The sequence below is a fragment of the Actinoplanes sp. NPDC051388 genome (genome assembly GCF_055586225.1).
Genome location: NZ_JBVJIP010000011.1, coordinates 242,069 through 264,129, shown reverse-complemented (window position 1 = coordinate 264,129; position 22,061 = coordinate 242,069). Strand labels below are relative to the sequence as shown.

Annotated in this window: 18 protein-coding genes and 1 pseudogene; 11 read left to right on the top strand and 8 right to left on the bottom strand. The window is 68.3% G+C overall.

Annotated elements, in window-relative coordinates; all coding sequences use genetic code 11:
- The first annotated feature begins 23 nt into the window (after nt 1–23).
- From ACZ6TI_RS27455 to ACZ6TI_RS27435, 5 genes are read left to right on the top strand one after another with little or no spacing between them, the layout of a single operon-like run.
- The gene (locus ACZ6TI_RS27455; RefSeq protein WP_465348020.1) at nt 24–1,382 is read left to right on the top strand and encodes an ABC transporter substrate-binding protein; all 1,359 of its coding nucleotides are present in this window, start codon (nt 24–26) and stop codon (nt 1,380–1,382) included.
- A complete protein-coding gene (locus ACZ6TI_RS27450; RefSeq protein WP_465348019.1) occupies nt 1,382–2,293 on the top strand; it encodes a carbohydrate ABC transporter permease in 912 nt (303 codons plus the stop codon). The genes ACZ6TI_RS27455 and ACZ6TI_RS27450 overlap by 1 nt, the downstream gene beginning before the upstream one ends.
- Nucleotides 2,290–3,114, top strand: a complete 825-nt coding sequence (locus ACZ6TI_RS27445; protein ID WP_465348018.1) for a carbohydrate ABC transporter permease — start codon at nt 2,290–2,292, stop codon at nt 3,112–3,114. Before ACZ6TI_RS27450 ends, ACZ6TI_RS27445 begins: the two co-directional genes overlap by 4 nt.
- A gap of 3 nt (nt 3,115–3,117) precedes the next feature.
- Complete coding sequence (locus ACZ6TI_RS27440; protein ID WP_465348017.1) at nt 3,118–3,246, top strand: hypothetical protein; 129 nt, start codon at nt 3,118–3,120, stop codon at nt 3,244–3,246.
- Nucleotides 3,243–4,088: an SGNH/GDSL hydrolase family protein gene (locus ACZ6TI_RS27435; RefSeq protein ID WP_465348016.1), complete on the top strand. Its 846-nt coding sequence runs from the start codon at nt 3,243–3,245 to the stop codon at nt 4,086–4,088. Before ACZ6TI_RS27440 ends, ACZ6TI_RS27435 begins: the two co-directional genes overlap by 4 nt.
- Before the next feature lie 48 nt (nt 4,089–4,136).
- On the opposite strand, the gene ACZ6TI_RS27430 is transcribed toward ACZ6TI_RS27435, so the two are convergent.
- A complete protein-coding gene (locus ACZ6TI_RS27430) occupies nt 4,137–5,201 on the bottom strand; it encodes an LUD domain-containing protein (RefSeq protein WP_465348015.1) in 1,065 nt (354 codons plus the stop codon).
- A 93-nt stretch (nt 5,202–5,294) separates the two neighbouring features.
- On the opposite strand from ACZ6TI_RS27430, the gene sigJ reads away from it, so the two are divergent.
- A complete protein-coding gene (sigJ, locus tag ACZ6TI_RS27425) occupies nt 5,295–6,155 on the top strand; it encodes an RNA polymerase sigma factor SigJ (RefSeq protein WP_465348014.1) in 861 nt (286 codons plus the stop codon).
- A gap of 54 nt (nt 6,156–6,209) precedes the next feature.
- On the opposite strand, the gene ACZ6TI_RS27420 is transcribed toward sigJ, so the two are convergent.
- Nucleotides 6,210–7,361, bottom strand: coding sequence for a pyridoxamine 5'-phosphate oxidase family protein (locus tag ACZ6TI_RS27420; protein WP_465348013.1), 1,152 nt, complete (start codon nt 7,359–7,361; stop codon nt 6,210–6,212).
- A 108-nt stretch (nt 7,362–7,469) separates the two neighbouring features.
- Here ACZ6TI_RS27420 and ACZ6TI_RS27415 point away from each other — a divergent pair, with 108 nt between their 5' ends.
- Complete coding sequence (locus tag ACZ6TI_RS27415) at nt 7,470–8,090, top strand: TetR/AcrR family transcriptional regulator (RefSeq protein ID WP_465348012.1); 621 nt, start codon at nt 7,470–7,472, stop codon at nt 8,088–8,090.
- Nucleotides 8,091–8,222: 132 nt separating this feature from the next.
- Nucleotides 8,223–8,493 (top strand): annotated as a pseudogene (locus ACZ6TI_RS27410) (helix-turn-helix transcriptional regulator); the annotation flags it as partial.
- A 65-nt stretch (nt 8,494–8,558) separates the two neighbouring features.
- Here the strand turns inward: ACZ6TI_RS27410 and fxsT are convergent.
- On the bottom strand, nt 8,559–11,252 hold the full coding sequence (gene fxsT / locus ACZ6TI_RS27405) for an FxSxx-COOH system tetratricopeptide repeat protein (protein WP_465348011.1): 2,694 nt from the start codon (nt 11,250–11,252) through the stop codon (nt 8,559–8,561).
- A gap of 293 nt (nt 11,253–11,545) precedes the next feature.
- Here fxsT and ACZ6TI_RS27400 point away from each other — a divergent pair, with 293 nt between their 5' ends.
- Nucleotides 11,546–12,625, top strand: a complete 1,080-nt coding sequence (locus ACZ6TI_RS27400; RefSeq protein WP_465348010.1) for a phosphorylase family protein — start codon at nt 11,546–11,548, stop codon at nt 12,623–12,625.
- A gap of 267 nt (nt 12,626–12,892) precedes the next feature.
- On the opposite strand, the gene ACZ6TI_RS27395 is transcribed toward ACZ6TI_RS27400, so the two are convergent.
- The 3 genes from ACZ6TI_RS27395 to ACZ6TI_RS27385 all read right to left on the bottom strand — a co-directional run bounded on the left by ACZ6TI_RS27395 (nt 12,893) and on the right by ACZ6TI_RS27385 (nt 17,129).
- Entirely contained in the window at nt 12,893–15,022 is a 2,130-nt protein-coding gene (locus tag ACZ6TI_RS27395; RefSeq protein ID WP_465348009.1) for an MMPL family transporter, read from the bottom strand.
- A 159-nt stretch (nt 15,023–15,181) separates the two neighbouring features.
- Nucleotides 15,182–15,877: a TetR/AcrR family transcriptional regulator gene (locus ACZ6TI_RS27390; protein WP_465348008.1), complete on the bottom strand. Its 696-nt coding sequence runs from the start codon at nt 15,875–15,877 to the stop codon at nt 15,182–15,184.
- Nucleotides 15,878–15,938: 61 nt separating this feature from the next.
- Nucleotides 15,939–17,129, bottom strand: a complete 1,191-nt coding sequence (locus tag ACZ6TI_RS27385) for a monooxygenase (protein ID WP_465348007.1) — start codon at nt 17,127–17,129, stop codon at nt 15,939–15,941.
- Nucleotides 17,130–17,333: 204 nt separating this feature from the next.
- Between ACZ6TI_RS27385 and ACZ6TI_RS27380 the strand changes: the two genes are divergently transcribed.
- A complete protein-coding gene (locus tag ACZ6TI_RS27380; RefSeq protein WP_465348006.1) occupies nt 17,334–18,512 on the top strand; it encodes a sensor histidine kinase in 1,179 nt (392 codons plus the stop codon).
- A complete protein-coding gene (locus ACZ6TI_RS27375; RefSeq protein ID WP_465348005.1) occupies nt 18,509–19,186 on the top strand; it encodes a response regulator in 678 nt (225 codons plus the stop codon). The genes ACZ6TI_RS27380 and ACZ6TI_RS27375 overlap by 4 nt, the downstream gene beginning before the upstream one ends.
- 407 nt (nt 19,187–19,593) lie before the next feature.
- Here the strand turns inward: ACZ6TI_RS27375 and ACZ6TI_RS27370 are convergent, their stop codons facing one another.
- Nucleotides 19,594–20,478 (bottom strand): LLM class F420-dependent oxidoreductase, encoded by an 885-nt coding sequence (locus ACZ6TI_RS27370; protein ID WP_465348004.1) that lies wholly within the window; start codon nt 20,476–20,478, stop codon nt 19,594–19,596.
- Complete coding sequence (locus ACZ6TI_RS27365; RefSeq protein ID WP_465348003.1) at nt 20,475–21,869, bottom strand: hypothetical protein; 1,395 nt, start codon at nt 21,867–21,869, stop codon at nt 20,475–20,477. The genes ACZ6TI_RS27370 and ACZ6TI_RS27365 overlap by 4 nt, the downstream gene beginning before the upstream one ends.
- Nucleotides 21,870–22,061 lie beyond the last annotated feature (192 nt).

Below are 22,061 nucleotides of genomic sequence, written 5' to 3'. Positions count from 1 at the left end.
TTCTGCGATCCCGGAGGCCTGACATGGCTCATGGACCCAACAGCCGACCACCACTACTCGCCGCACTCAGTCTCGCCGCACTAGCCGCCACCGTCGCGTGCAGCGCACCCGGCAGCGACTCCGACACCTCCGGCGCGACCGCCAGCGCCCCTGCGGTCACGGCCGCGACCTGCGGCACCCAGCCGGTCACCCTGAAGGGATACTTCGAGACCGGTTTCCCGCTGGCGAAGAACCTGGCCGACGAGTTCACCAAGCAGTTCCCGAACGTCAAGTGGGACATCCGGGAGGACCAGTTCGCGGTGATCACCCAGAACGCTCCGCGCGTCCTGGCCGACGATCCGCCTGACCTGATGCGGCTGCCCCAGGTGTCCGAGCTGGTCAAGGACGGCCTGCTGATGAACCTCGACGGATACGCGAAGGCGTCCGGCTGGGACAAGTGGCCGGCCTCGCAACTGGAGCAGATGCGGGTCGGCGCGAGCGGCGAGCGGGGCGACGGCCCGCTGTACGCCATGGGCCTGAACTTCAGCCTGACCGGCCTGTTCTACAACAAGAAGCTGGCCGCGCAGATCGGCATGACGGAGCCGCCGGCCACGCTGGCCGAGCTCGACGCCGTCCTGCAAAAGGCGAAGGACGCCGGCATCACGCCGATCAATCAGTTCAACGGCGGCGCCACCGGCGGTCTCGCGTTCCCGCTGCAGAACCTGATGGCCGCATACGGCGACGCCGGACCGATCAACGACTGGATCTTTCAGAAACCCGGAGCGACGATCGACACGCCGACCAACCTGCAGGCCGCACAGCACCTGGAAAAGTGGATCAAGGCCGGGTACTTCGCCGCCGACGTCAACTCGCAGGACTACGCGACGATGATGAGCCGGTTCATCGGCGGCAAGGCCCTGTTCATTTTCGACGGGGACTGGGAGTCGGGCAATCTCGACAAGCAGATGGCCGGCAACGCCGGCTTCCTGCTGATGCCGCCCGCACAGGCGGGCGGTAAGCAGGCCGCGATGTCGGCGCCGCTGACATTCGGCATCAGCAGCAAGGCCAAGAACGCCGACTGTGCCGCGTTCTTCCTCAACTGGACCGCCACCAACCAGCAGGCGCGTGACATCGCGGTGAAGGTCGGCGGGTCGCACCCGATGGGCCCGGCGGACGCCTACATGCCGGCCGTCCAGGAGGGCTCCGTCACGGCGAGCACTCTCGCCGCCGGCGCGACCGTCGGCAAGGACAACGGGCTCATGGACTTCATCGCCAACGCGACCGGCGCCATCTATGCCAAGGGATGGACGCCGCAGTTGCAGAAGATGGTGGCCGGCCAGCAGACACCGGACGGTCTGCTCAAGTCGGTGCAGAAGGACTACGAAACCCAGGTCAAGAATTGATGTCGGCACCGATCACGGGGCGGCGCGCGCGGCGCGCGCGCCGCCACCGGACGGTCTGGCTCGGCTGGCTCTTCGCGGCGCCGGCGATCGTCATGTACGCGACATTCGTCCTTCGCCCGCTGTTGCTGACCGTGCAGTATTCGCTGTACGACTGGAACGGCATCGGCGCGTCGACGTGGGTCGGGCTGGACAACTACCGGCGGCTGCTGACCGATTCCGAGTTGTTCGCCTCGATCCTGCACGCGTTCGAACTCATCGTGTTCTTCAGCGGAATCCCGGTGCTGCTCGGCCTTTTCGTGGCGGCCACCATCCGCGGCATCGCGGCGAGCCGCCTGGCCACGGTGGCGCGCACGGTGCTGTTCCTGCCCCAGGTCATCCCGCTGGTCGCGGCCGGCATCATGTGGAGCTGGCTGCTGTCCTCGACCGGCCTGGTCAACGAACTGCTGTCGGCCATCGGGTTCGGCGACATCGCCCGCGCCTGGCTCGGCGACTTCGACACGGCGCTGCCCGCGGTCGGCGTGATCGGCGCATGGGTCCTGGTCGGTCTCTGCACGCTGCTGCTGCTCGCCGGCATGAGCAAAATCGATCCCGTGTTGTACGAGGCGGCCCGGCTGGACGGCGCCGGCCCGGTCCGCGAGTTCCTCTCGATCACCCTGCCCAGCCTGCGCCAGGAGATCGGCGTGTGCGTCACGGTGACCGTGATCGCCGCACTCGCCAGCTTCGACATCGTCTACATCGCCACGCAGGGCGGACCGGGCAACGCCACCATGGTCCCCGGCCTGGAGATCTACTACCTCGCCTTCTCCGAGCGTGAAGTCGGCATGGCCTCGGCTCTCGCCGTCGCCCTGGTGGTCCTCGTCCTTGCCGTCGTCCTCCCCGTCCAGCGCCTCACCAGGGACGGATCCCGATGATCGTCAAACGTCGCGAGGCTCTGATCGGGCGGCTCCTGCTCGTCCTGCTCATGGCGATCACCGTCGTCCCATTCATCAGTCTCTTCGTCACCGCCCTGCACCCCGCCGGCACCTACCCGTCGGGTCTCTCCTGGCCGGACAGCCCGCAGTGGGGCAACTTCGCCGACGCGTTCCGCGCGGCGAACATGGACAAGCTGCTGCTTTCCAGCAGCCTCATCGTGATCGGCGTCGTCCCGATCTCGCTGCTGTTCGGCACCATGGCCGGCTTCGCCTTCGGGTACCTGCGGATGCCCGGCCACCGGATCGGCTTCCTGATCTTCCTGCTCGGCCTCACCCTGCCCTTCGAGGGGATCATCACGCCGCTGTACTACCAGGTCCGCGACCTGGGGCTGCTGAACACCCGCTGGGCGATCATCCTGCCGCTGATCGGCTTGTTCATGCCCTTCTCGGTGTTGTGGATGCGGGCTCACTTCGTCACCATGCCCGGCGATCTCTCCGAGGCCGCGCGCATCGACGGCGCCGGCACCTGGCAGCTCTTCTGGCGGGTACACGTGCCGCTGGCCATGCCCGCCCTGTCGTCGCTGGCGATCCTGCTGTTCCTCTGGACGTGGAACCAGTTCCTGCTGGCCATCGTGCTCGTCGACGACCCGGCCAAGCGGACCATGGCCGGTGCGCTCGGCGCGTTTCAGGGCCAGTGGGGTACGGACATCCCGCTGCTGTGCGCCGGGGCGCTGCTGATCCTGGTGCCGACGCTGGCCATCTTCCTCGTGTTCCAGCGCCGATTCGTCGCCGCGCTGCTGCAGGGTTCGATCAAGGGCTGAGACATGAACGCACCACAACTGATCGCGTACCTCCGGGACCTCTCCCGCCGGATCACCAGCGAGATCGACGGGATGGTGCACACCGTCGACGTCCGGACGCTGCCGGGCAGCGGCGAGCGGTGGCCCGCGTGACCACCGCGGGCAGCTACACCGACGACGAACGCCGCCACATCCTGCGCTATACCCGCACCCAGTCGTGGCCGATGCTGCAGCGTTTCCCGGTCGACGACGACCTGCACGCCGAGTTGCTCGCCCAGATGCTGGCCAGCACGCCGCAGATCATCCGCTCACTCCTCGGTTCGCTGCGCGACGAGACGCGCGCCACGGCCGCGCAGATGCTGACCGACGACCAGTACCGCGACGCTGTCGCCGCCCTGCCGTTCCGGCCGGACGACCGGATCGTCGCCGTCGGCGACTCGATCACCGCCGATCGCCTCGGCTGGTTCGAACTGCTCGCCGCCTCGATCGACCTGGCCGGCGCACCGAACGCAACCCTGATCAATCTCGGCATCAGCGGTAACACCACGGCAGACGTGCTGGAACGCTTCGACCTGCTGGAAGGTGCGCACCCGACCCGGGTGCTGCTGATGCTCGGCACCAACGACGCCCGCGCACACGGCCGCATCGGCCGCTACCGCATGGCCAGCACGCAGGAGACCGAACGCAACCTGCGAGCGCTGGTCGACCTCACCCACGACCTGAACGCCTCGACCACGGTCATCACGCCACCCGCCGTCGACCAGGACCGCATCGATACCTTCTTCCGTGGCTCCCCGGTGGGCTGGCAGGCCGCCGCGGTGGCCGAAGTCGCGGAAGTCGTCCACAAGGCGGCGCCCGGCGCCGTCGACCTGCACGAGGCCGTTCACGCCGGCGGCACGGAAGACCTTCTGGAGTCCGACGGCGTCCATCCCACTGTGGCCGGTCAGCGGGTCATCCTGACCCGCGTCGTCGATCATCTCCGCGCCGTCGAGTGACGCCGGCCCGTGTGTTGCGGGCGGTGCCGACGAGGCGTCCGGGCGCGTCTAGAAGCCGATCTCCTCGCGCAGAAGGAGGACGGTGGCGCGGCCGGGGCGGGGCTCGGCGTTGAGGACCAGGAGGCGGTTGACGGCGCTGGGCTGGCCGTAGGCCTGCTGCGTGCGCACGGATTCCAGCGGCAGCACGTACTTCTCGACGCGCCGCAGGGCGGCGTCCAGGTCGGGCACCACCTTCTGCGCGCCGACGACCCAGATCGCCTGGGCGGCGCCGCCGGAGTAGGCCGGGAGCTGGCTGCCGGAGCCCGAGGCGACCACCAGGGAACCGGTCTCGGTGACCGCGTTGACGCTGCCGACGACGAAACTGGGACGCGCCAGCATCTCACGGTACTCGTCGGCCCGGGCGACCCGATCCATCGCGAGCAGGGCCGGCCTGAGCGCCTCATAGCGGCCGCTCGCGTTGATGTCCTCGTCGATGCCGGACAGTCGCAGCGTCTCGCTGGCCGCGGTGAAGACTTCGGCTCCCGGCGGGATCAATTCCGCGACCCGGGTACGTGCGGCGGCCGCGTCCTCGAGGATCTCGACCGTGAAGCCGTGGGCGGTCAGCGCGGCAGCGGCCCGGTCGACGCGCGGCCCGGGCGTGGGGGCGGCCGGCGCGGCCTCCCGCGTCTCGAGCACGGAACCGGGCGCGGATCCGCCCAGCGGCGTGACGTCGAGGTAGCGCACTTCGTACACCCGCTCGGCGAACAGCCACCCTTGCGCGGTGCGCTGGTAGCGGTCGTGATAGACCGCGAAGTTCAGGCCCTGGCGCCCGTCCAGCATGCGAGCCAGCTCCTGCATGTACGCCCGGCCGGTCGCGACGTCACCGTCCAACTGGATGGTGCCCGGATGCGTGGTCTGCACGAAGAAGTCCCACTCGGCCTGCAGCTTCTCGCCGCCCACCCGGATCGCTTCCCGGCCGACCAGCTCGACCGGGATGTCGGGCATCCGCAGCGCACCGTCCGGGGTGAACAATGCGGCCATGCGGACCCGGTCGCGCATCATCGCGGCGTCGGTGAACTCGCCCCGCAGCGCCTCGATCTCGACGCGGTCGGCGACAGCTTGCAGATCAGTCATCGATACTCCCTGAGGTGAGGTCTCAGGGATCCGACGACGTACCGGCCCGGAATGTCATCCTCACAGTTCCCGGGTCTACGTCGTCATGAGGAGGTGAGCGCAATCATGGGGGAGCGGCCGCAACTGCTCAATCTCGCCTACCGGATGCTCGGCTCCCTGGCCGAGGCCGAGGACGCCGTGCAGGAGGCGTACGCCCGCTGGTACGCCCTGGCGCCCGGGCGGCGTCAGGTCATCCGGTCGCCCGGCGCCTGGCTGACCACGACGACCAGCCGCATCTGCCTCGACCTTCTCGGCTCAGCCCGGGCACGGCGCGAGCGCTACGTCGGCGAGTGGATCCCGGAGCCGGTGCCCGACCGCCCCGAGTCGGCCGACCCCGCCGACCGGATCACGCTCGACGAGTCGATCACCATCGCGTTCCTGATCATGCTCGAGTCGATGACCCCGCCGCAGCGGGTCGCGTTCATCCTGCACGACGTCTACCGGTACTCGTTCGAGGAGGTGGCCGGCATCGTCGGCCGTACCCCGGCGGCCTGCCGTCAGCTAGCCTCCTCGGCCCGGCGCCGGGTGCGCGAGGCGCCGGCGCCGGTGACACCGGCCCGGCAGGCCGAGGTCGTGCGCGACTTCCGGAAGGCGTGGTTGGCTCAGGACATCGAGTCGCTGATCGGCCTGCTCGATCCCGAGGCGGTGGCCGTCGCCGACGGGGGCGGCCAGGCTCTGGCGTTCCTGAAGCCGATCGAGGGCGGTGAGAACATCGCCCGCCACCTGGCCTGGCTGGCCGGCCGCATCCCGGCCGGCATGGTCATCCGGGAGAGCACGGTCAACGGGCAGCCTGGCCTGATCGCCCAGCTCGACGGCGTCACCAACGCCGTGTACGCCTTCCAGGTCGCCGGTGACCGCATCGTCCGCCTGTGGGTCGTGCGCAATCCGGAGAAGCTGACGCTCTGGGCTGATTGACGGGGCTCGCGCGCTCCGGCGTACGGAAATCGCCACTCCACCGCTTGCGTGAGGTCAGTGATCGCGCGCTGGCTTTCTTTTTGCGCGCCGGCGGCCCGCACCGGGCGCGAGATCCTCGTAGCCCTCTTTTCGCAGCCCAGAACGGTAGGCGCGGTCCATCACCAGCCGCACCAGCCGGGTGATCCCCGGGATCGCCCCGACGACCTTCAGGAGGAGCGCTGGTGGGCCGCCCTCGGCATTCGCCGAGCCGGCGGCGAGGTGTTCGCCCGCCAGCATCGTCAAGTCCGGCTTTGCGCCGCGGTCGAGGTGCGCGCCGGGGGTCCACAGCCGTGCGCGGGCCACGGCATCGTTGCCGGTCACCTCGGCGTGCTCGACATCGACGAGCAGCGCCGCGTGCGGGGGCATCCCGCGAAGGGCCATCGTCGCCAGCAGCGCCGGATCGTCGGTGATCGCGCCGCGGCCGCGGACGTGCAGCACGTCGCTGCGCCCCGGCACGAGCGCGGCGAACGAGAGCCGGTCGTCCTGCAGCAGGTTGTGGAGCGTGTCGGCGCGTTTGTTGCCCTTGCGATCCGGGATGACGAGCGTGTGGCTGTCCAGGATCCGCGCCACCGTCCGCCGGTCCCCGCGCGGGCTCGTGTCGCTGCCGCCGGACGAGTCCCAGGTGGACAGTGCGAGGAACGGCGCCGCGGCGAGGAACTCGGCAACGCCGGGCCGGCACAGCGGCCCGTCACCCGTGATCTCGTCGGTCGGCTCGGGCGGGGAGGGCGGCTGCCACAGGCCGGACCGGAGGACGGCTTGGGCGCAGTGCACGTACGCTTCCTCGATGTCGACGGTCGTCTCCGGGCCCTTCCGCGCCGCCATCGAACCGTTGACGCGCAGGATCTCACCGACGCCCGGCAGGAGGAAGTGGAACGAGACCGGACCGTGCGGGTCGCCGGGCTCGGGCAGGGAGAACGAGATCCGCGTGGGCGAATGGACGCGTACGAAACCCGGCGTGCCGCCGATGAACGTCGTCCTGCTGGTGCCGCCGCCGTTGCGGTAGCCGAAGGCCGCGATCGGACACCGGGCGAGGACGGTCCGGCAGCCCTCGTCGAGGGCGCTGATCTGCTTGAGCATGACCATCGGCGCCGGGCGGCCGATGATCGCCTCGACCGCGTCCACCGTCGTCAGTCGGCGAGGAATGCTCGACCGGCTTGCCTGCTGCACCAGGATTCCTCTCCGCCGCGGGCTGTGTCTCCGCAGTTCATCTCACTATTGTGAGTAATAGCTCAGGTCTTTGGCTACTCGCTTTTCGCCGCTCGAGGAGGGCCTCGCATGCCGTCGGCCGATCGCCGTCTTCAGCCACGTCGCACGCCTCGCCAGGTGCGCGCCGAGCTCACCCGCGAGCGCATCCTCGCCGCCGCTGCTCACGTTTTCGCCGAGCACGGCTACGCCGCCGGCACCACCAACCGCATCGCCGAACGCGCCCGCGTCTCCATCGGCTCGCTGTACCAGTACTTCCCGAACAAGGACGCCATCCTCGCCAAGCTGCTGGTGCGGCACATCGACCGGGGTACGTGGCGGGAGGCCGACCAGCTCGATCTGTCCCCCGGCAGCCTGGAGGCCACGGTGCGGGCAATGGTCCGCGATGCGATCGACAACCACGGCGACGACCCGCAGTTACTACGGATCATGATCGAGGAGGCGCCGAAGTCGAAGGAACTGCTCGAGACGATCGACCGGCACGGGAGGACACGCGTCGCCCAGGTGCGCGACCTCCTCGCCAGGCACCCGGACGTCGGCGTGCGCGACCTCGCCACCGCGGCCGAGCTGATCATTTTCACGGTGGAGATCAACACGCACAAGCTGATGGCCGACCCGCGGGCCATCCCGGTCGAGACGTTCGAGAACGAACTGGTGGACATGATCACTCGTTATCTTCGCGGCGATCATTAGTTGGGGTGTCGGAGACGGTGATGGTCCAGCTGATTCCGTGTGGGGCGAGGAAGGTGAGGAAGCTGGTCGGGTCGTATGCCTGTGCCGGGGCGAGCACTCCTGGTTCGGCGCCGTCCGCGGCCAGGCGGCGGGACCGTCGCGGAGCTGGCCTCCCGGGCCGGACTCTCCCGCGCGGCCTTCGCCGACGGTTCGCCGCACTGGTCGGCCAGCCGCCACAGGCGTACCTGACCTGGTGGCGGATGACCCTCGCGGCCCGGCTGCTACGCGACGGTGACGCTACGTTGGCCACGGTGGCCAGGAATGTGGGCTACACCTCGGAGTTCGCTTTCGCCACGCATTCAACCGGGAGTACGGGTCGGTTCCCGGCGGTTTTCGCCGACCCGCCCAGGCCAACGCGGTATAAAGCCCGACCATTGGAAAAGTGCAGGTCGGGCCGGGTGTGGTGTTTACCCGGTTCAGCGGCCTTTCTCATCTCTGCGCGTCGCCATCGTCTTCAGACGTCTCGTCGACCCTGTCGGCCCTGTGGGAGGCGGCGGCGAGACGGTCACGGACGGCCATTGTCTGCGGATCGTCGTCGCCGAGTGTCCGCCGGTAGCCGGCGAGCGCCTCTTCGAGCTCTTCGATTGCATTGTCCGTTCGGTCGGCTTCCCAGTAGGCGATGGCGAGACGGTCGCGGGCATTGAGGGTGCGCCGATTATCGTCGCCAAGTTCCTTCTGGTAGCCGGACAACACGAGCCTGAACTCTTCGATCGCCTTCTCCTCCTGTCCATCCATCGAGTAGGCGACGGCGAGTTCGTACTGGGACGCCAGCGTATTCAAATGGCGTTCACCGAGCACCAATCGGCAGTCGATCAGCAGCTGCTGAAACTCTTGGATTGCCTCGTTCACCCGCTCGGTGTCCCGATAGGCGGTGGCCAGGTCGTGATGGGTGGCCAGCGCGTACGGATGTTCCTTGCTGAGCACCCGCCGGTAGTCGGCCAACACACTCTCGAATCCCTCGACTGCCTCACGCATTCGCCCAGCTTTCCGATACGCGGTTGCCAAGTCGTGGCGGGAGTCCAGGGTGTGGGTGTGGTCTTCGCCGAGCACCCGCCGGCAGTCGGACAACAGCCGCTCGAACTCCTCGATCGCCTCTTCCACTCGTCGAGCCTTGAGATAGGCGTTGGCGAGGTGAATTCGAGTATTCAAGGTGTCTGGATCTTGCTCGCCGAGTACGCGACGGTAGTCCACCAAGACGCGCTCGAACTCCTCGATCGCCTCGTCAGCGCGACCGCCGCTGAGGTAGGCGCTGGCGAGGTTGTCGCGAGCCGCCAGCGTGTTCGTGTGGTCTTCACCAAGCACCCGCCGGCGGGCGGTCACCACCTGCTCGAACTCCTCGATCGCCTCATCCGCCCGGTCGACGTCGAGGAGGGCGTAGGCGAGATTATTCCGAGAGACCAGCGTTTCGGGATCTTCTTCCCCCAGAAGTCGTCGCCGCTCAGCGAGCGCCCATTCGAATCGGGGGATGGAGGCGAAGACATGGCCGTTGAACTGTTGATAGGTTGCCGCTCTGTCCGCAATCCAAGGCGCTTTGGCATGGCCGTGACTATCCGGCAAAAGTGCCAGGAGAGCGTCGATATGCGGTATCAGGACACTCCACCGTGGCCAGCCCGCGACATTCCTCATCGGATCGTCGGGAATCGCGTTGGCGAGCAACTCTACGGCCCGTTCCTGTACGATTGCGGCGGTGCCGGCGGCTTCTTGGTTATTACGGGTCACCGCTTGTACCAGGCGATGCACACCGACAATTCCTTCCTCCCGGCTGATCATGCTGTACGAGACCAGCACTGCGAGCGCGTCATCAGTCTCGGCGGGGTTGTCCCCGAGAGGCATGAGGACGTCGTCGGGCAGCCCATCGGGGCCTAACCAGGCCAGCACGTCCATCACCTGGGCGCCGATGGGATTGGTGCCGGCGATCGCCAGCATGGTCACCGTCCATACCGCTGCCACGTTGCGGCCGGCCGTCCCGCCTTGCCCGGCGTCGCCCGCGATTCGGTCGAACTGGTCGGATCGCAGCTCTCGATAGTGTTTGAAACTCATCCGATCGTGTTGAGCGATGTAAGCGGCGGCTTGCTCTAACGCCAGGGGCAGATCACCCAACTCCGCCGCGAGCAGGCGCGCTGCTGCGGCGTCATCGCTGCGGCCCGTGAGCCGGGTCAGGAGGTCGACTGCAGCGTGACGGCTGAGCACGCCGAGCCGGAATGGTGTCAGCCCCAACATTGCCCACCGAGCCGCGCCGAGATCACGACGAGTGGTTACCAACACCTGCCCACGCCCGTCGACCGCACCGAGCAAACGGGCAATGTCTTCGAATTCCTCGACATTGTCCAGCACCAGGAGCCAACCGGAATTTGCCTGCAACCAGCCGATCGCCCACGCCTCGGCGTCGGCCAGGGGCGCGGCCGGGTGCAGTCTGCTGGTTAGCGCCGCCAACCCTAGCTCTACTTTCTTGGCGGTGTCAGCGGTGATCCACCACACCAGCGAATACCGCGACATGTACCGACGCGCGTAGTGGTTGACCAGCTCGCTCTTGCCTATCCCACCAAGCCCGTGCACGGCGGCTTGGCCCACGACGACACCCGCATCGTGACGGTTGAGCTGATCATCCAGCAACGACAGGTCGCGGCCGACGAAGACCGCCGATGCCCGCGGCAGATTGTGGATCGCCACGCCGGGCGTGACCACCTGCGGAGGTTGCAGACTGCTCGCGTCCACAACGATGTTGTTCTGAGTGCCACCGGAACCGATCAGAACACCGCTGCTGCCCGATATTGTGACCGCGTACCGGCCGCCGCCGATCCCCGAGTCCGCCAGCATCTGTGAAATGACTTGTACCAACCGTGGTTCTTGGGACAGCGCCTGCAGAAGCTGACCTCGCAACGCCGCGACCGCCGCCTCGTTGTTCGGTTGCTCACCGACCGCGGCCACCGCCGCCCGCACCCGCTGCCCGTGGCTCGAGATGAACAGCCGGCGCAGCAACCGCCGACCCAAACCCACCACCGCATCCGCGCCCGCATCCTCCGCCGCGTTGGTCACCTTCTGCACGACTTCACGACCGTGGGCCACAGCCGCGGCTGATATGTACGGCGCCATGTCCTGTACCAGCAGACCAATATCAACCACGGGTCGTCAGCCCTCCGGCGTGCCGTCACTTTGCGGTATCGGGCTATCACTTTAAGTGATGCGGGGGTTTGGGTGAATGATGCACGGCTTCCGCATATTCGCAATACCGCAGCTGCGCGCATCTTCTCTCGGTCGTCATCGCGAACGAGTGACGTATTGATCAAGAAGTCTTGGCCGAACAAATGATCATGTGACCCGTGCGATTCAGCAGCCTAAACGCGCATTTAGGGCAAGTCGCGGGCCCGAGGCTGTGAGCGGATATGGTCGAATTCGCCAGTGATCTCGGAGGTGGCATGGACCAGGTACATGTTCTGATCGTCGCCGCGCTCGTGCAGGAGTTCGATGCCGCGAAGGCCGGGATCCGACAATGGACTTCGCACGACACCGGCGGCCCGCACCCGTATCTGCGCGGCGCCTACGTCTGCGCCGACGGCCGCCGGTTGTCCGTTGCCCTGGCCCGTCCTAGTCGGATGAGCGGCCGGCACACCGGTCCGACCGCCACCGCCCTGTCGGTTCAGCTCAAACCGGGCTGCCTGGCGATGCCGGGCGTGTGCGCGGGCAACCCTGCCGAGGTGGCCCTCGGCGATGTCGTCGTAGCCGAGACGGCTTACGAGTACGACGAGGGAAAGCTCACCGCGGACGGGTTCGTCGGCGATCTCCGCCAGTACCCGCTGGACGACGTGTGGGTCCGAGCCGCGCAGGACCTCGACCCGACCACGTTGCCCAGCTACGGGCCTGCGACCGAGGCGGAGGCGGTCAACTGGCTACTGGAGCGGCTGTATCTCGGGCAGGAGCCGACTCGGCACCCCGCCTTCCGCCGCTACTTCCCCCCGGGAACGTGGAATCCGCGGGTGGCCGCGGTCGAGTCCCGAGGGCTGATCACACGGGCCCACCCGGGCTGGGCCCTGACCGGCGACGGGCGATCCCACGTCGAGCTGACTCGCTACAGCGACGTCGACGGTCCGAAACTGCTTCCGTTCGCCGTGACCGTGGCGCCGATGGCCAGCGGCAATTACGTGGCGAAGGACGGCGGTGCCTGGGACAGACTCAAGGCGATGGGCGTGCGTACGGTCGCCGGCCTGGACATGGAAGCCGCGACCCTGGCCACCGTGGCTCACAAGCAGCAGGTGCCCCGGTGGCTGGTGGTCAAGGGCGTCATGGACCACGCCGACCCGCACAAGGACGACCGGTACAAGCAGTTCGCCGCACGAGCGTCGGCCGAGGTTCTCTACGCCCTGCTGGACCGGCTCACGGAACCGGCGCCGGACACCGGGGAGACGACGACGAGCCGGTACTCAGTCACCATGTCTGACGTGAAGGGCGTGCAGATCGGCGACCACAACGTCCAGCACAACACCTTCCAAGGCCGCTAGACCCCTCCGAGGTCGTCGTGGCCTTATGACGGTCCCGCCCAGCGGGTCGCCGGGGACTGTGCCGGGAGCGGTGCTGCCGGCCGCGACCGCGCAGGCCCAGGTGAGCGCGTCCGCCGTCGCGGGCGAGCACCCGCATTCCGATGGCTTCGGTGTAGTAGTCGAGGCTCCGTTCGATGCCGGCGACCCGCCAGTTCCACGGCGCCGAGGCGCAACGCCCTGTTCATGCGGTACCCGGTCTCCATCTGAGGCAGGTGACTTTCCTTCCGTTCAGTTCGCCGCCGTCGGGGTGGGCTGCTGGGGTGCGACCGTTGCGGCGGCGTGTGCCGGGATGTGCGGCTCGCCTTCGACGCTGAAGTGCGGCAGGATGCGGTCCAGCCAGGTGGGCAGCCACCAGTTCGCCCGGCCGAACAGGTGCATCAGGGCGGGCACCAGGACGCTGCGGATCAGGAACGCGTCGATCGCGACGGCGGCGGCCAGGCCGATGCCGAATTCGGAGATCACGCGTTCGCCGCCGAGGACGAAGGCGCCGAACACGAAGACCATGATGAGGGCCGCGGCGACGATGACCCGGCCGGTTTCGCTCTGCCCGGTCGTGATCGCCCGCCGGTTGTCGCGGGTGCCGGTCCATTCCTCGTGCATCCGGCTGACGAGGAAGACCTGGTAGTCCATCGAGAGGCCGAACAGGATCGCCAGCATGATGACCGGGACGAACGACTCGACCGGTCCGGCGCCGCCGAGGTTGAGCAGGCTCGAGCCCCAGCCCCACTGGAAGATCGCGACGATCACCCCGAACGATGCGGCGGCCGCGAGGACGTTCATCACGGCCGCCGTGAGCGGCACCAGAACGCTGCGGAAGGCGAGCATCAGCAACAGGAAGCCGAGGACGATGACGACGCCGAGGAAGAGCGGCAGCTTGCCGGTCAGTACTCTCGCGAAGTCCTGGAAGATCGCGGTCGCCCCGCCGACGTACACGTGCAGGGTGTTGTCTTTCTCGGCGGCCGGGATCACGTCGTCGCGGAGCCGGTCGATCAGGTCGGTCGTGCCCTCGTCCTGCGGGGACGTCGTCGGGATCACCATGGCGATGGCGGCCTTCGCGCCGGGCTCGGCGGGAAAGGCGGCGACGGCGGCGACACCCTCGACGGTCTTCACCTTGTCGAGCAGTTGCGTCAAGGCCTGGCCGTCGGCGGGTGAGCCGAGCTCGGCGACCAGTTGCAGCGGCCCGTTGAAGCCCGGCCCGAATCCGGCCGCGAGCAGGTCGTAGGCGCTGCGGGTGGTGGTGCCGGCCTGGTCGTTGCCGTCGTCGGAGGCGCCGAGCCGGATCGAGAAGGTCGGGATCGCCAGCACCGCGACGACGACCAGCGCGGCCGCGCCCAGCGCGGTCCTGCGCTTCTGGATCAAGGCCGCCCACTTCCCCGTACGGGGACGGTCGACAGCGGGGGCGCGGCGTTCCTTGCGGCTGAGCACCCGGGGGCCGGCGAAGCCGAGCATGGCGGGCAGCAGGGTCAGCGCCGACAGCAGGGTGAACGTGACGGTCACGGCCGCTCCGACGCCCATGCCGGTCAGGAAGTTGAGCCGGAGCACCAGCAGCCCGAGCAAGGCGATGATCACGGTGCCGCCGGCGAAGAGCACGGCACGTCCGGAGGTGGTGATCGCGCGGACGGTGGCTTCCTCGGGCGGCAGGCCGGCGCGCAGGCCGCTGCGGTACCGGGTCACGATGAACAGGGCGTAGTCGATGCCGACGCCCAGTCCGATCAGGGTGGCCAGGGTCGGGGCGATGTCGCTCAACGTGATCGGGTGGGAGAGCAGCCCGATGGTCATCAGGCCGCCGCCGAGTCCCGCCACCGCGACGATCAGGGGCAGGACCATTCCGGCCACCGAGCGGAAGAACAGGAACAGGACCAGCGCGGCGGCGAGGATGCCGATCAGTTCGGTGCTGCCCTGGGCCGGCTCGGTCGCGTTGCTGATCGCCGGCCCGGCCAGTTCCACCTGCAGTCCGGGGCCGCGGGCGGCCTGCGCGGTGTTGATGACCTTGTCGACGTCGGCCGGCGGCAGGTCGGCGGGAAGCCTGTCCATCTGGACCTCGGCGTACGCGGTGCGGCCGTCGGCGCTGATCTGGTCGGGGCCTTGCTCGGCGTACATGCTGGAGGCCGAGGTGACCGACGGGATCTTCTCGACCTCGGCCAGCATTGCGGTGATCTTCGCCCGGACGGCCGGGTCACGAACGGTGCCGTTGTCGACGTGGACCACAATTTGTTCGGTGTCGCCGGACGACGCCGGCAGGGCGTCCTCGAGCAGTTCCAGGGCTTTGGTGGATTCCATTCCGGGCAGGCTGAAATCGGCGGAATAGCTGCTGCCGGCGGCCGCGTAACCAGCGCCGAGGGCGACCAGCAGAGCCACCCACAATCCGAGCACCGAGCGCCGATGCCGGAAACACCAACGGGCAATTTTGGACATGGAAACCCCCAACAACAATTCTCGTACGCCGAATGTGGGCAGGGTGAAGCGCCGCGGCAAGGCGATTTCGCCGCGGGTTTCAGCTATTGATTCGCGGTCGGACTATTGCGTGCGATTAATGGCGGTGCGCGCGAGAATGCCATCGAGCACCACATCCATGGACCAGAGGCCGCGGGCCAGGCCGTCGCCCGAGACCAGTTCGGCGCCGAGCCGGGTGATGTTCGGATATTGCTGCGGGTCGGCGGCCTTGATGCGGGCCTCCACGTCGGAGATCCGCATCTCCTGGCGCTTCGGCGTGACCTCGGCGCTGTGCTCGACGGCCAGCGCCGTGGGCAGCAGCAGGAGCAGATCGACGCCCCAGGCCGCCGAACGGTCGTCGGCGCCGCCCTCGTGCAGCAGCGCGAGGACCTGCTCGACGATCGCGGTGAAATGCGGGCCGTTCGGCCGGGTGGACAGCGCCATGCGGGCAAGCTCGGGGTGCCGGCGCAGCACTTCGCCATAGCGGGCCAGCAAGCCCTTGAGCCGGTCCCGCCAGGTCCCGCCGCCGGTGAGATCCACCGTCGCCAGCATCGCGTCGAGGATCTGGGCGTGCAGGTCCTCGGTGTCCCGCACGTACACGTAAAGAGATGCATGCCCGGTGTCGAGCACCCCGGCGATCCGCCGCATGGTGACCTTGGCCAGGCCTTCCTGGGAGAGGATGCCGAGCGCGGCATCGATGATCCCCTGCCTGGTCAGGGCGGCTTTCGCCGGGCGCTCCCGGCGGCTTCGAGCGGCGGGTCCCGGAGTATGCGACGTCATGGGGGAACCGTACCACGACCATGGTCGTAGCGACCATGGTCGTGGCGTCTGACCTGTGGCTTCATGTGCTGGGTGAGGCGATGAGCAGCCCGATGCACATCTCGTCGCTCGTGCCGTCGCCCCAGACCACGTATCGCGGCGGGAGGGTGCTGAGCTGTGGCAGGAGCTTGCGCAGGGTCGCGTCGTGGGTGCAGGTGACCCGCACGTTGTCGCCGGGCTCGAGGTCGATGGGGGCGGACAGCTGCTCGTACTTCTGGTCGTCGAAGTTGAATGCCGGCACGTCGAGCACGGTGCGCGCGGTCGCCTTGCCCGGGTTCACCTCCACCTTGATCGCGCGGCCGAGCAGGTGCATGTGACCGAGTGCGGCGTAGACCCGCATGGGCTGCGGCACCGGGTAGTCGCAGTGCTGGGTGGCCCCGGGCGCCGGCTTGCCGTTGCCGCACTGCTGGAGCAGTTGCCCCTCCGTCTCGCCGACCTCCGCGCCGAATCGCTTGGTCACGTCGGCGACCGCGGTGGCCCGGTCGCACAACGGACCGGCTTCTCCGGGGGCGCAGGGCAACTCGATCGGGGCCTGCAACGGCAGCGTGTTGAGCGGCTTGGTGGCCGGGGTGCCGCTGGTGAGCCGCAGCCGTACGCCGGACCGGTCCGCCCGGTCACCGGACGCGGCCAGCAGGTTGTAGTGGATCTGGAGCAGCACCAGGCTGCCCGGCTGCACAGGGAAGCCGACGTCCTGCCGCAGGACGGTCTCGGCGCCGTTCGGGGTCCAGGTGTCGACCCACTCGGTCTGGTGGTCGGGCCCGAGGTCGTCGGTGCCGAAGCAGGTCCAGCCCTCGCCGGGCGTCGCCGCGTCCTTGGCCCGGGCGGCCGCGACATCCTTGGGGTTGACCAGGTTCACCAGGGCGTGGTGGACGATCGGCACGTTCTGCGGCGCGAACTGGGAACCGGTCAGGAAGCCGGGCGCGGTCAGGCCCGGGTCGACCAGGATGCACCGGTACTCGTCCGTGCCGCCGTTCGGCGGGGCCGGCGTATACGGCTGCGGCATCACCAGATCGACGAACCGCTCGCCGGACCGCAGCGGTACGACCGGCGCGGCCGGGCCGCTGCTGTGGCCTGCGTGAGAGCTTGTGGCCGGTGAGGCGACCGTCCCGGTGGATCCGGTGGAGCCCGGCGAACATCCGGCAACCATGAGCACCGCCCCCAACGCGGCCGGCACCAGGGCGAGGCGTCGTCGGCGTCCTGTCCTTGTCGTCATGCGACCTCCTTGTCGAGAAGAGTTGCTGGATACGAGTACGACCGTGGTCGTTGCGACCATGGTCGTATACATTGACACTCGTGAACCGTCTTTGCTACCTCCCGTGGTTGGCACTTTCCGCTCCTCCCGCAGGAGCAGGAGGACCGCGTTCGCTGCTGCGGCTGGACGATGTGTCCGCCCCCGGTGCGTTCCTATAGTCGCGCCATGCTCCTGGATCGGCTCCGGACCGGAGTGGCGGAGGCGGTGCGGCGGCGTCGGATGCTCGGCGATGCCGTCCTGGCCCTGGGCCTGGCAACCGTGTCGCTCGGGATGCTGCTGATCGATCGCACCGCGCGGCAACCGACCGCCTCCGACGTCCTCGCGTTGGCGGTGTCGTTGCTCGCCACCACCCTCCGGCGACAGTGCAACCGGATCGCGCTGGTCGTTTGCACGGCGGCGGATGTCGCGTTCCTTGTGGTTGCCCACCAGCAGCAACCGATGCTGACCGCCGCGACGACAGTGCTGCTCTACACGTACGCGACCCGGGCCGAGCGCCGCTCGGCCTGGCTCACCGCCGGCGCGGTCGCCACCCCGCTGGTGCTCGCCGGATGCCTGGCGGGCGTCGCCGGCGGGGACAACCTAGGGATGCTCGCGTGGGTCGGCCTGGGAACCGCGGTCGGCGACGCGCGCCGGATCCAGCGGGCCTATGTCGCCGAGGTCGAGGAACGCGCCCGCCGGGCCGAGCAGTCCCGCGACGACGAGGCCCGGCTCCGGGTGGCGCAGGAACGGATGCGCATCGCCCGCGACCTGCACGACGTCGTCGCCCACCACATCGCAGTCGTCCGCGTCCAGGCGAGCGGGGCGAAACACGTGCTGGCCCGCCGCCCGGAGGCGGTCGCCCCGGCGCTCGACAACATCATCCGCGCCTCCGACTCGGCGCTCCGGGAGATGACCTCGGTCGTCGGGCTGCTACGCGGCTCGCCCCAACGGCCGGACGCCACCGCGAGCATCGAACCGCCGCGCGGCCTCGCACGACTCCCCGAACTTATCGCCGCCCTCACCTCGGCCGGCCTGCGCATCGAACACCGCCAGGTCGGCGCGGCCCGGGACCTGCCGCTGATCACCGACCTGGCCGCGTACCTGATCACCCGGGAAGCCCTCACCAACGCCCACAAATACGGCGACGGCACCGCCCGGCTCGCCGTCACCTACGGCCCGGAAACGGTCACCGTCGACGTCACCAACACCATCGGCGACCGCGACCAGGGCGCCGGCTACGGCATCGTCGGCATGCGCGAACGGGCCACCGCGAACGGCGGAAGCTTCGCGGCCGGCCGGTCCGGCCCCGACCGCTTCGCCGTCCACGTCGACCTTCCCGTCCCCGCGGACCGGGCCGCACGATGACGATCCGGGTGCTGCTGGCCGACGACCAGCCGCTGATCCGCGCCGGATTCCGCATGTTCGTCGAGGCCGAGCCCGACATCGAGGTCGTCGGCGAGGCCAGCGACGGGCTTCAGGCCGTGGACCTGGCCCGCTCCTGCCGGGCCGACGTCGTCCTCATGGACCTCCGCATGCCGGGGATGGACGGCCTCGACGCGACCCGGCACATCGCCGAGGCAGAAGACCTTTCCGGCGTACGCGTGCTGGTGCTGACCACCTTCGAAGGCGAGGAGAACGTCGTCCTCGCCCTGCGCGCCGGAGCCAGCGGATTCCTCGGCAAACATGTCGAACCGGCCGACCTGCTGCACGCGATCCGCGTGGTCGCCCGCGGCGAAGCACTGCTCTCTCCCGCGGCGACCAAAGACCTCATCGACCACTTCCTCAGCCAGCCGGTCGCCGGCACCCTCCCCGCCGCACCGAACCTGAACGTCCTCACCGACCGCGAGCGCGAGGTCCTGACCCTGGTGGCGTACGGCCTGTCCAACCAGGACATCGCCGCCCGGCTGCACCTCTCTCCCTTGACCGTGAAGTCCCACCTGAACCGCACGATGGCCAAGCTCGACGCACGCGACCGCGCACAACTGGTCGTCATCGCCTACCAGCGCAACCTCGTCCGACCGGCCGAGCTCCCGTCGTGAGCACACCGCCGCTACCTCGGAAGACCATGGGACTCAATCGAGCCGCTCTCCAGACCGCGACCTCTGTCAGCTCGGCACGAGGGTAAGCGCTCGCCCCGTTGGCTTCCACCGGGTCGGTGGTCGACTCGCGCAGCTCGGCGAGCGCTACCTCCCGCGACAGGTCTGCGCCATTGCCGAAGCAGCACCGCTGCCCGGCGCCGCTGACCTCGGCGAGGGCGAGCCGTTGCCTCTGGCTGAGCCGCCGACGGGTCGGTGATCACGCCGCCATCATCAAACACGCGTACTAAGACTTCAATGGATCCCAACGAAGAGCCCCTGCGCCTGGTCCTCCAGGGTGCCCTGTCCTCCGAGGGACGGATCTGTCGGCTTCGGAAGTGATGAGGGTCGCCGTGAATGGCTTCCTGCGTCTAGGGACGGGCGATCCCGGCGAGGCGCCGCCACTGCGTTCGAGGCAGAGCGTGCGGGTCTTTGTCGAGTACTTGAAGGCAGACGTGGTCGGCGCCGGCTTTCCGGTGCTGTTCGACCCTTGCCGCAACTGCTTCCTCGTCGCCCCAGGCAACCAGTGCGTCGACCAAGCGGTCACTACCGTCGTGCTCGAAATCCGACGCGTCGAATCCGGCTCGCCGGAGGTTCTCGGTGTAGCTGCGAAGGCGTAGGTAGCGTCGGACGTGGCCGCGTGCGATTTCGCGGGCGAGGGTGGGGTCACGTTCGAGCACGACGGCTTGCTCAGGGATGAGCAGCTTCGTGGGCCCGAGGATCTGCCTGGCATTGCTCGTGTGTTCGGGTGTGACGAGGTAGGTGTGGGCGCCGTCGGCTTTCGTTGTCGCGAGCTCCATCATGCGAGGTCCGAGTGCGCCGAGGATCCGCGTGGTGTTCGTCGCTCGCACTGCGCGGTATTGATCGGAGAGGTCGGCCATCGCGTCGAGATAGTCCGTCATGGCCTGAAGTGGCCGGCTGTATTGGAGACCGCGGACGTCGTTGACGAGCTTGGCGTGGCTGACGCCAATACCCAGGACGAAGCGATCCGGGTACGCCTCGCTCAAGGTTTGCTGGGCGGCTAGCAGCGACAGCGGGTCGCGGGCCCAGATGTTCGCCACGGCCGTCGCGACCACCATGTGGCTCGTCGCGCCGAGCAACAGCGCGGACTGGCTGATGGGCTCACGACCCCGGTTCTCGCCCACCCAGATCGACCCGTAGCCCAGGTCCTCAAGCTCTTCGACGGTTTCTCGGACCGTTGCAGCCGGGTGAAAGTCGAACTGCGCGGTCCAGATCCCCAGGCCCGTCAGGTTCACGATTCGACCCCGGCGGATGCTTGTTCCAAGGACCGGGCGAACGACGCTAGGTCCTGATCGAGTTCGCTGACCAGGCGCGGGTCGCGCTGCGACACCCTGCGGCGAATCCCGCGAGCCTGTTGCAGGATCGGCAGGATCGGCTGGTGCCCGGCGGATGATAAGGCGTAACGGGTGAGTTCGACCGCTTGATCCACGTCGTCGGTCTGCACGGCCGCGTCGGCGATCGTCAGCGTGAGAACGGCACGAGCTTTCGCATGGGAATCCGGGAGCGAACCCAACGATCCTTCCAGCGAGGCCACCGCCTTTGCGGGCTGGCGGAGCAGGAGTCTGCTGGTGCCGGCGTAGTACCGCAGGTCGAGCAGACCACCGCTGAAGTCCATGCCGTGTCGGCGGTCGCGCTCATTGGAGAAGTCGGCCGCCTCCTCTGCTAGGCCGTAAGCAGCCTCGAAGCCGGTCACGTCTCCGAGCTTCGCGCGAGCTCGAGCGAGGAGGGCGTGCAGCCAGGCGACCGTTGTGCTGTCTGCGCCATTGCCGGCGAAGTAGATGCCACGCCTGATCAGCTCTTCGGTTCGTCGATGATCGCGTCGATGCCAAGGGACAAGGCTCTGGGCCCCAAGCAGCCAGGCGCCAAGGCTCCACGCCTCGGCGCTCTCCGCGGCGGTCACCGCTGCGCCATACCAATGCTCGGCCGAGCTGTGCTGGTCGACGTCGAAGCATCCCCATGCCCGAAGTCCGGCGAGCCTGCCGGCCAATGCCACGAGCCTGCGTTGACGGTCTATGGACTGTGGCTGGTGGAGCTGCTCGGTTACTGCCCTCAACATATTCCGCACCCGTGTCAACGAGTCGCCGGGTCCGAGCCGGGCGAAGTTCTGGTCGAGCCAATCGCCGGTGAGTTCGGCCGCGGTCAACGTCGCGCTGTCGATACCCTTCTCACCTAAAGCCGAGACGAGTCCTACCAATTCTTCGTCGACGACGTTGTCCGATTGGTTGGTTGGGTGCGAACTCGAGGCGGGATGCGGCGGGGGAGAGCTGGCAAGTGAGGCGAGTTCCGCCGATGCTGGAGTGACTCCTTCGCCGCAGGCACGGTCTGCCAGACTCCGGCGCGGGTTGTACAGGCCGAGATCCGCGTCTGCGGGAGCGTGGAAAACCGCGCGCAAAGCGGTACGCCGTTCGACGCTCGGCCAGCGGTGCTCTCCGCGTTCGAGCTTGCCGACCCACCGCGCGTCGACGTAGACAGACGCGAGACTGCGCCCGGGGTAGGTGCGGTCTAACGCGGCGTTGACCGCGTCCGCCAGTTCGGCTCGCGACATGGCCACCTTGGGCCGTGTCGGCGACGTTAACCGCCTGCGGGCCGCGCTCAGCAATGTGTTGGGTGTGATTATCGCGTCCATGTGGCGAGGCAATAGTCCCCCAGTGGTCGAACCGCTTGCTCAGGGTCGGTCGTTGCTCGTACACCTAGCATGACCCTGACACCTCGGCTTTGCTAGATCGCAGCGTCGATACTTTCGGCGAACTGCTGACTAATGCGGTCTCGATGTTTAATCATTACTTGCAGCGATTGAGGCACTATCCGATGTTCCAAT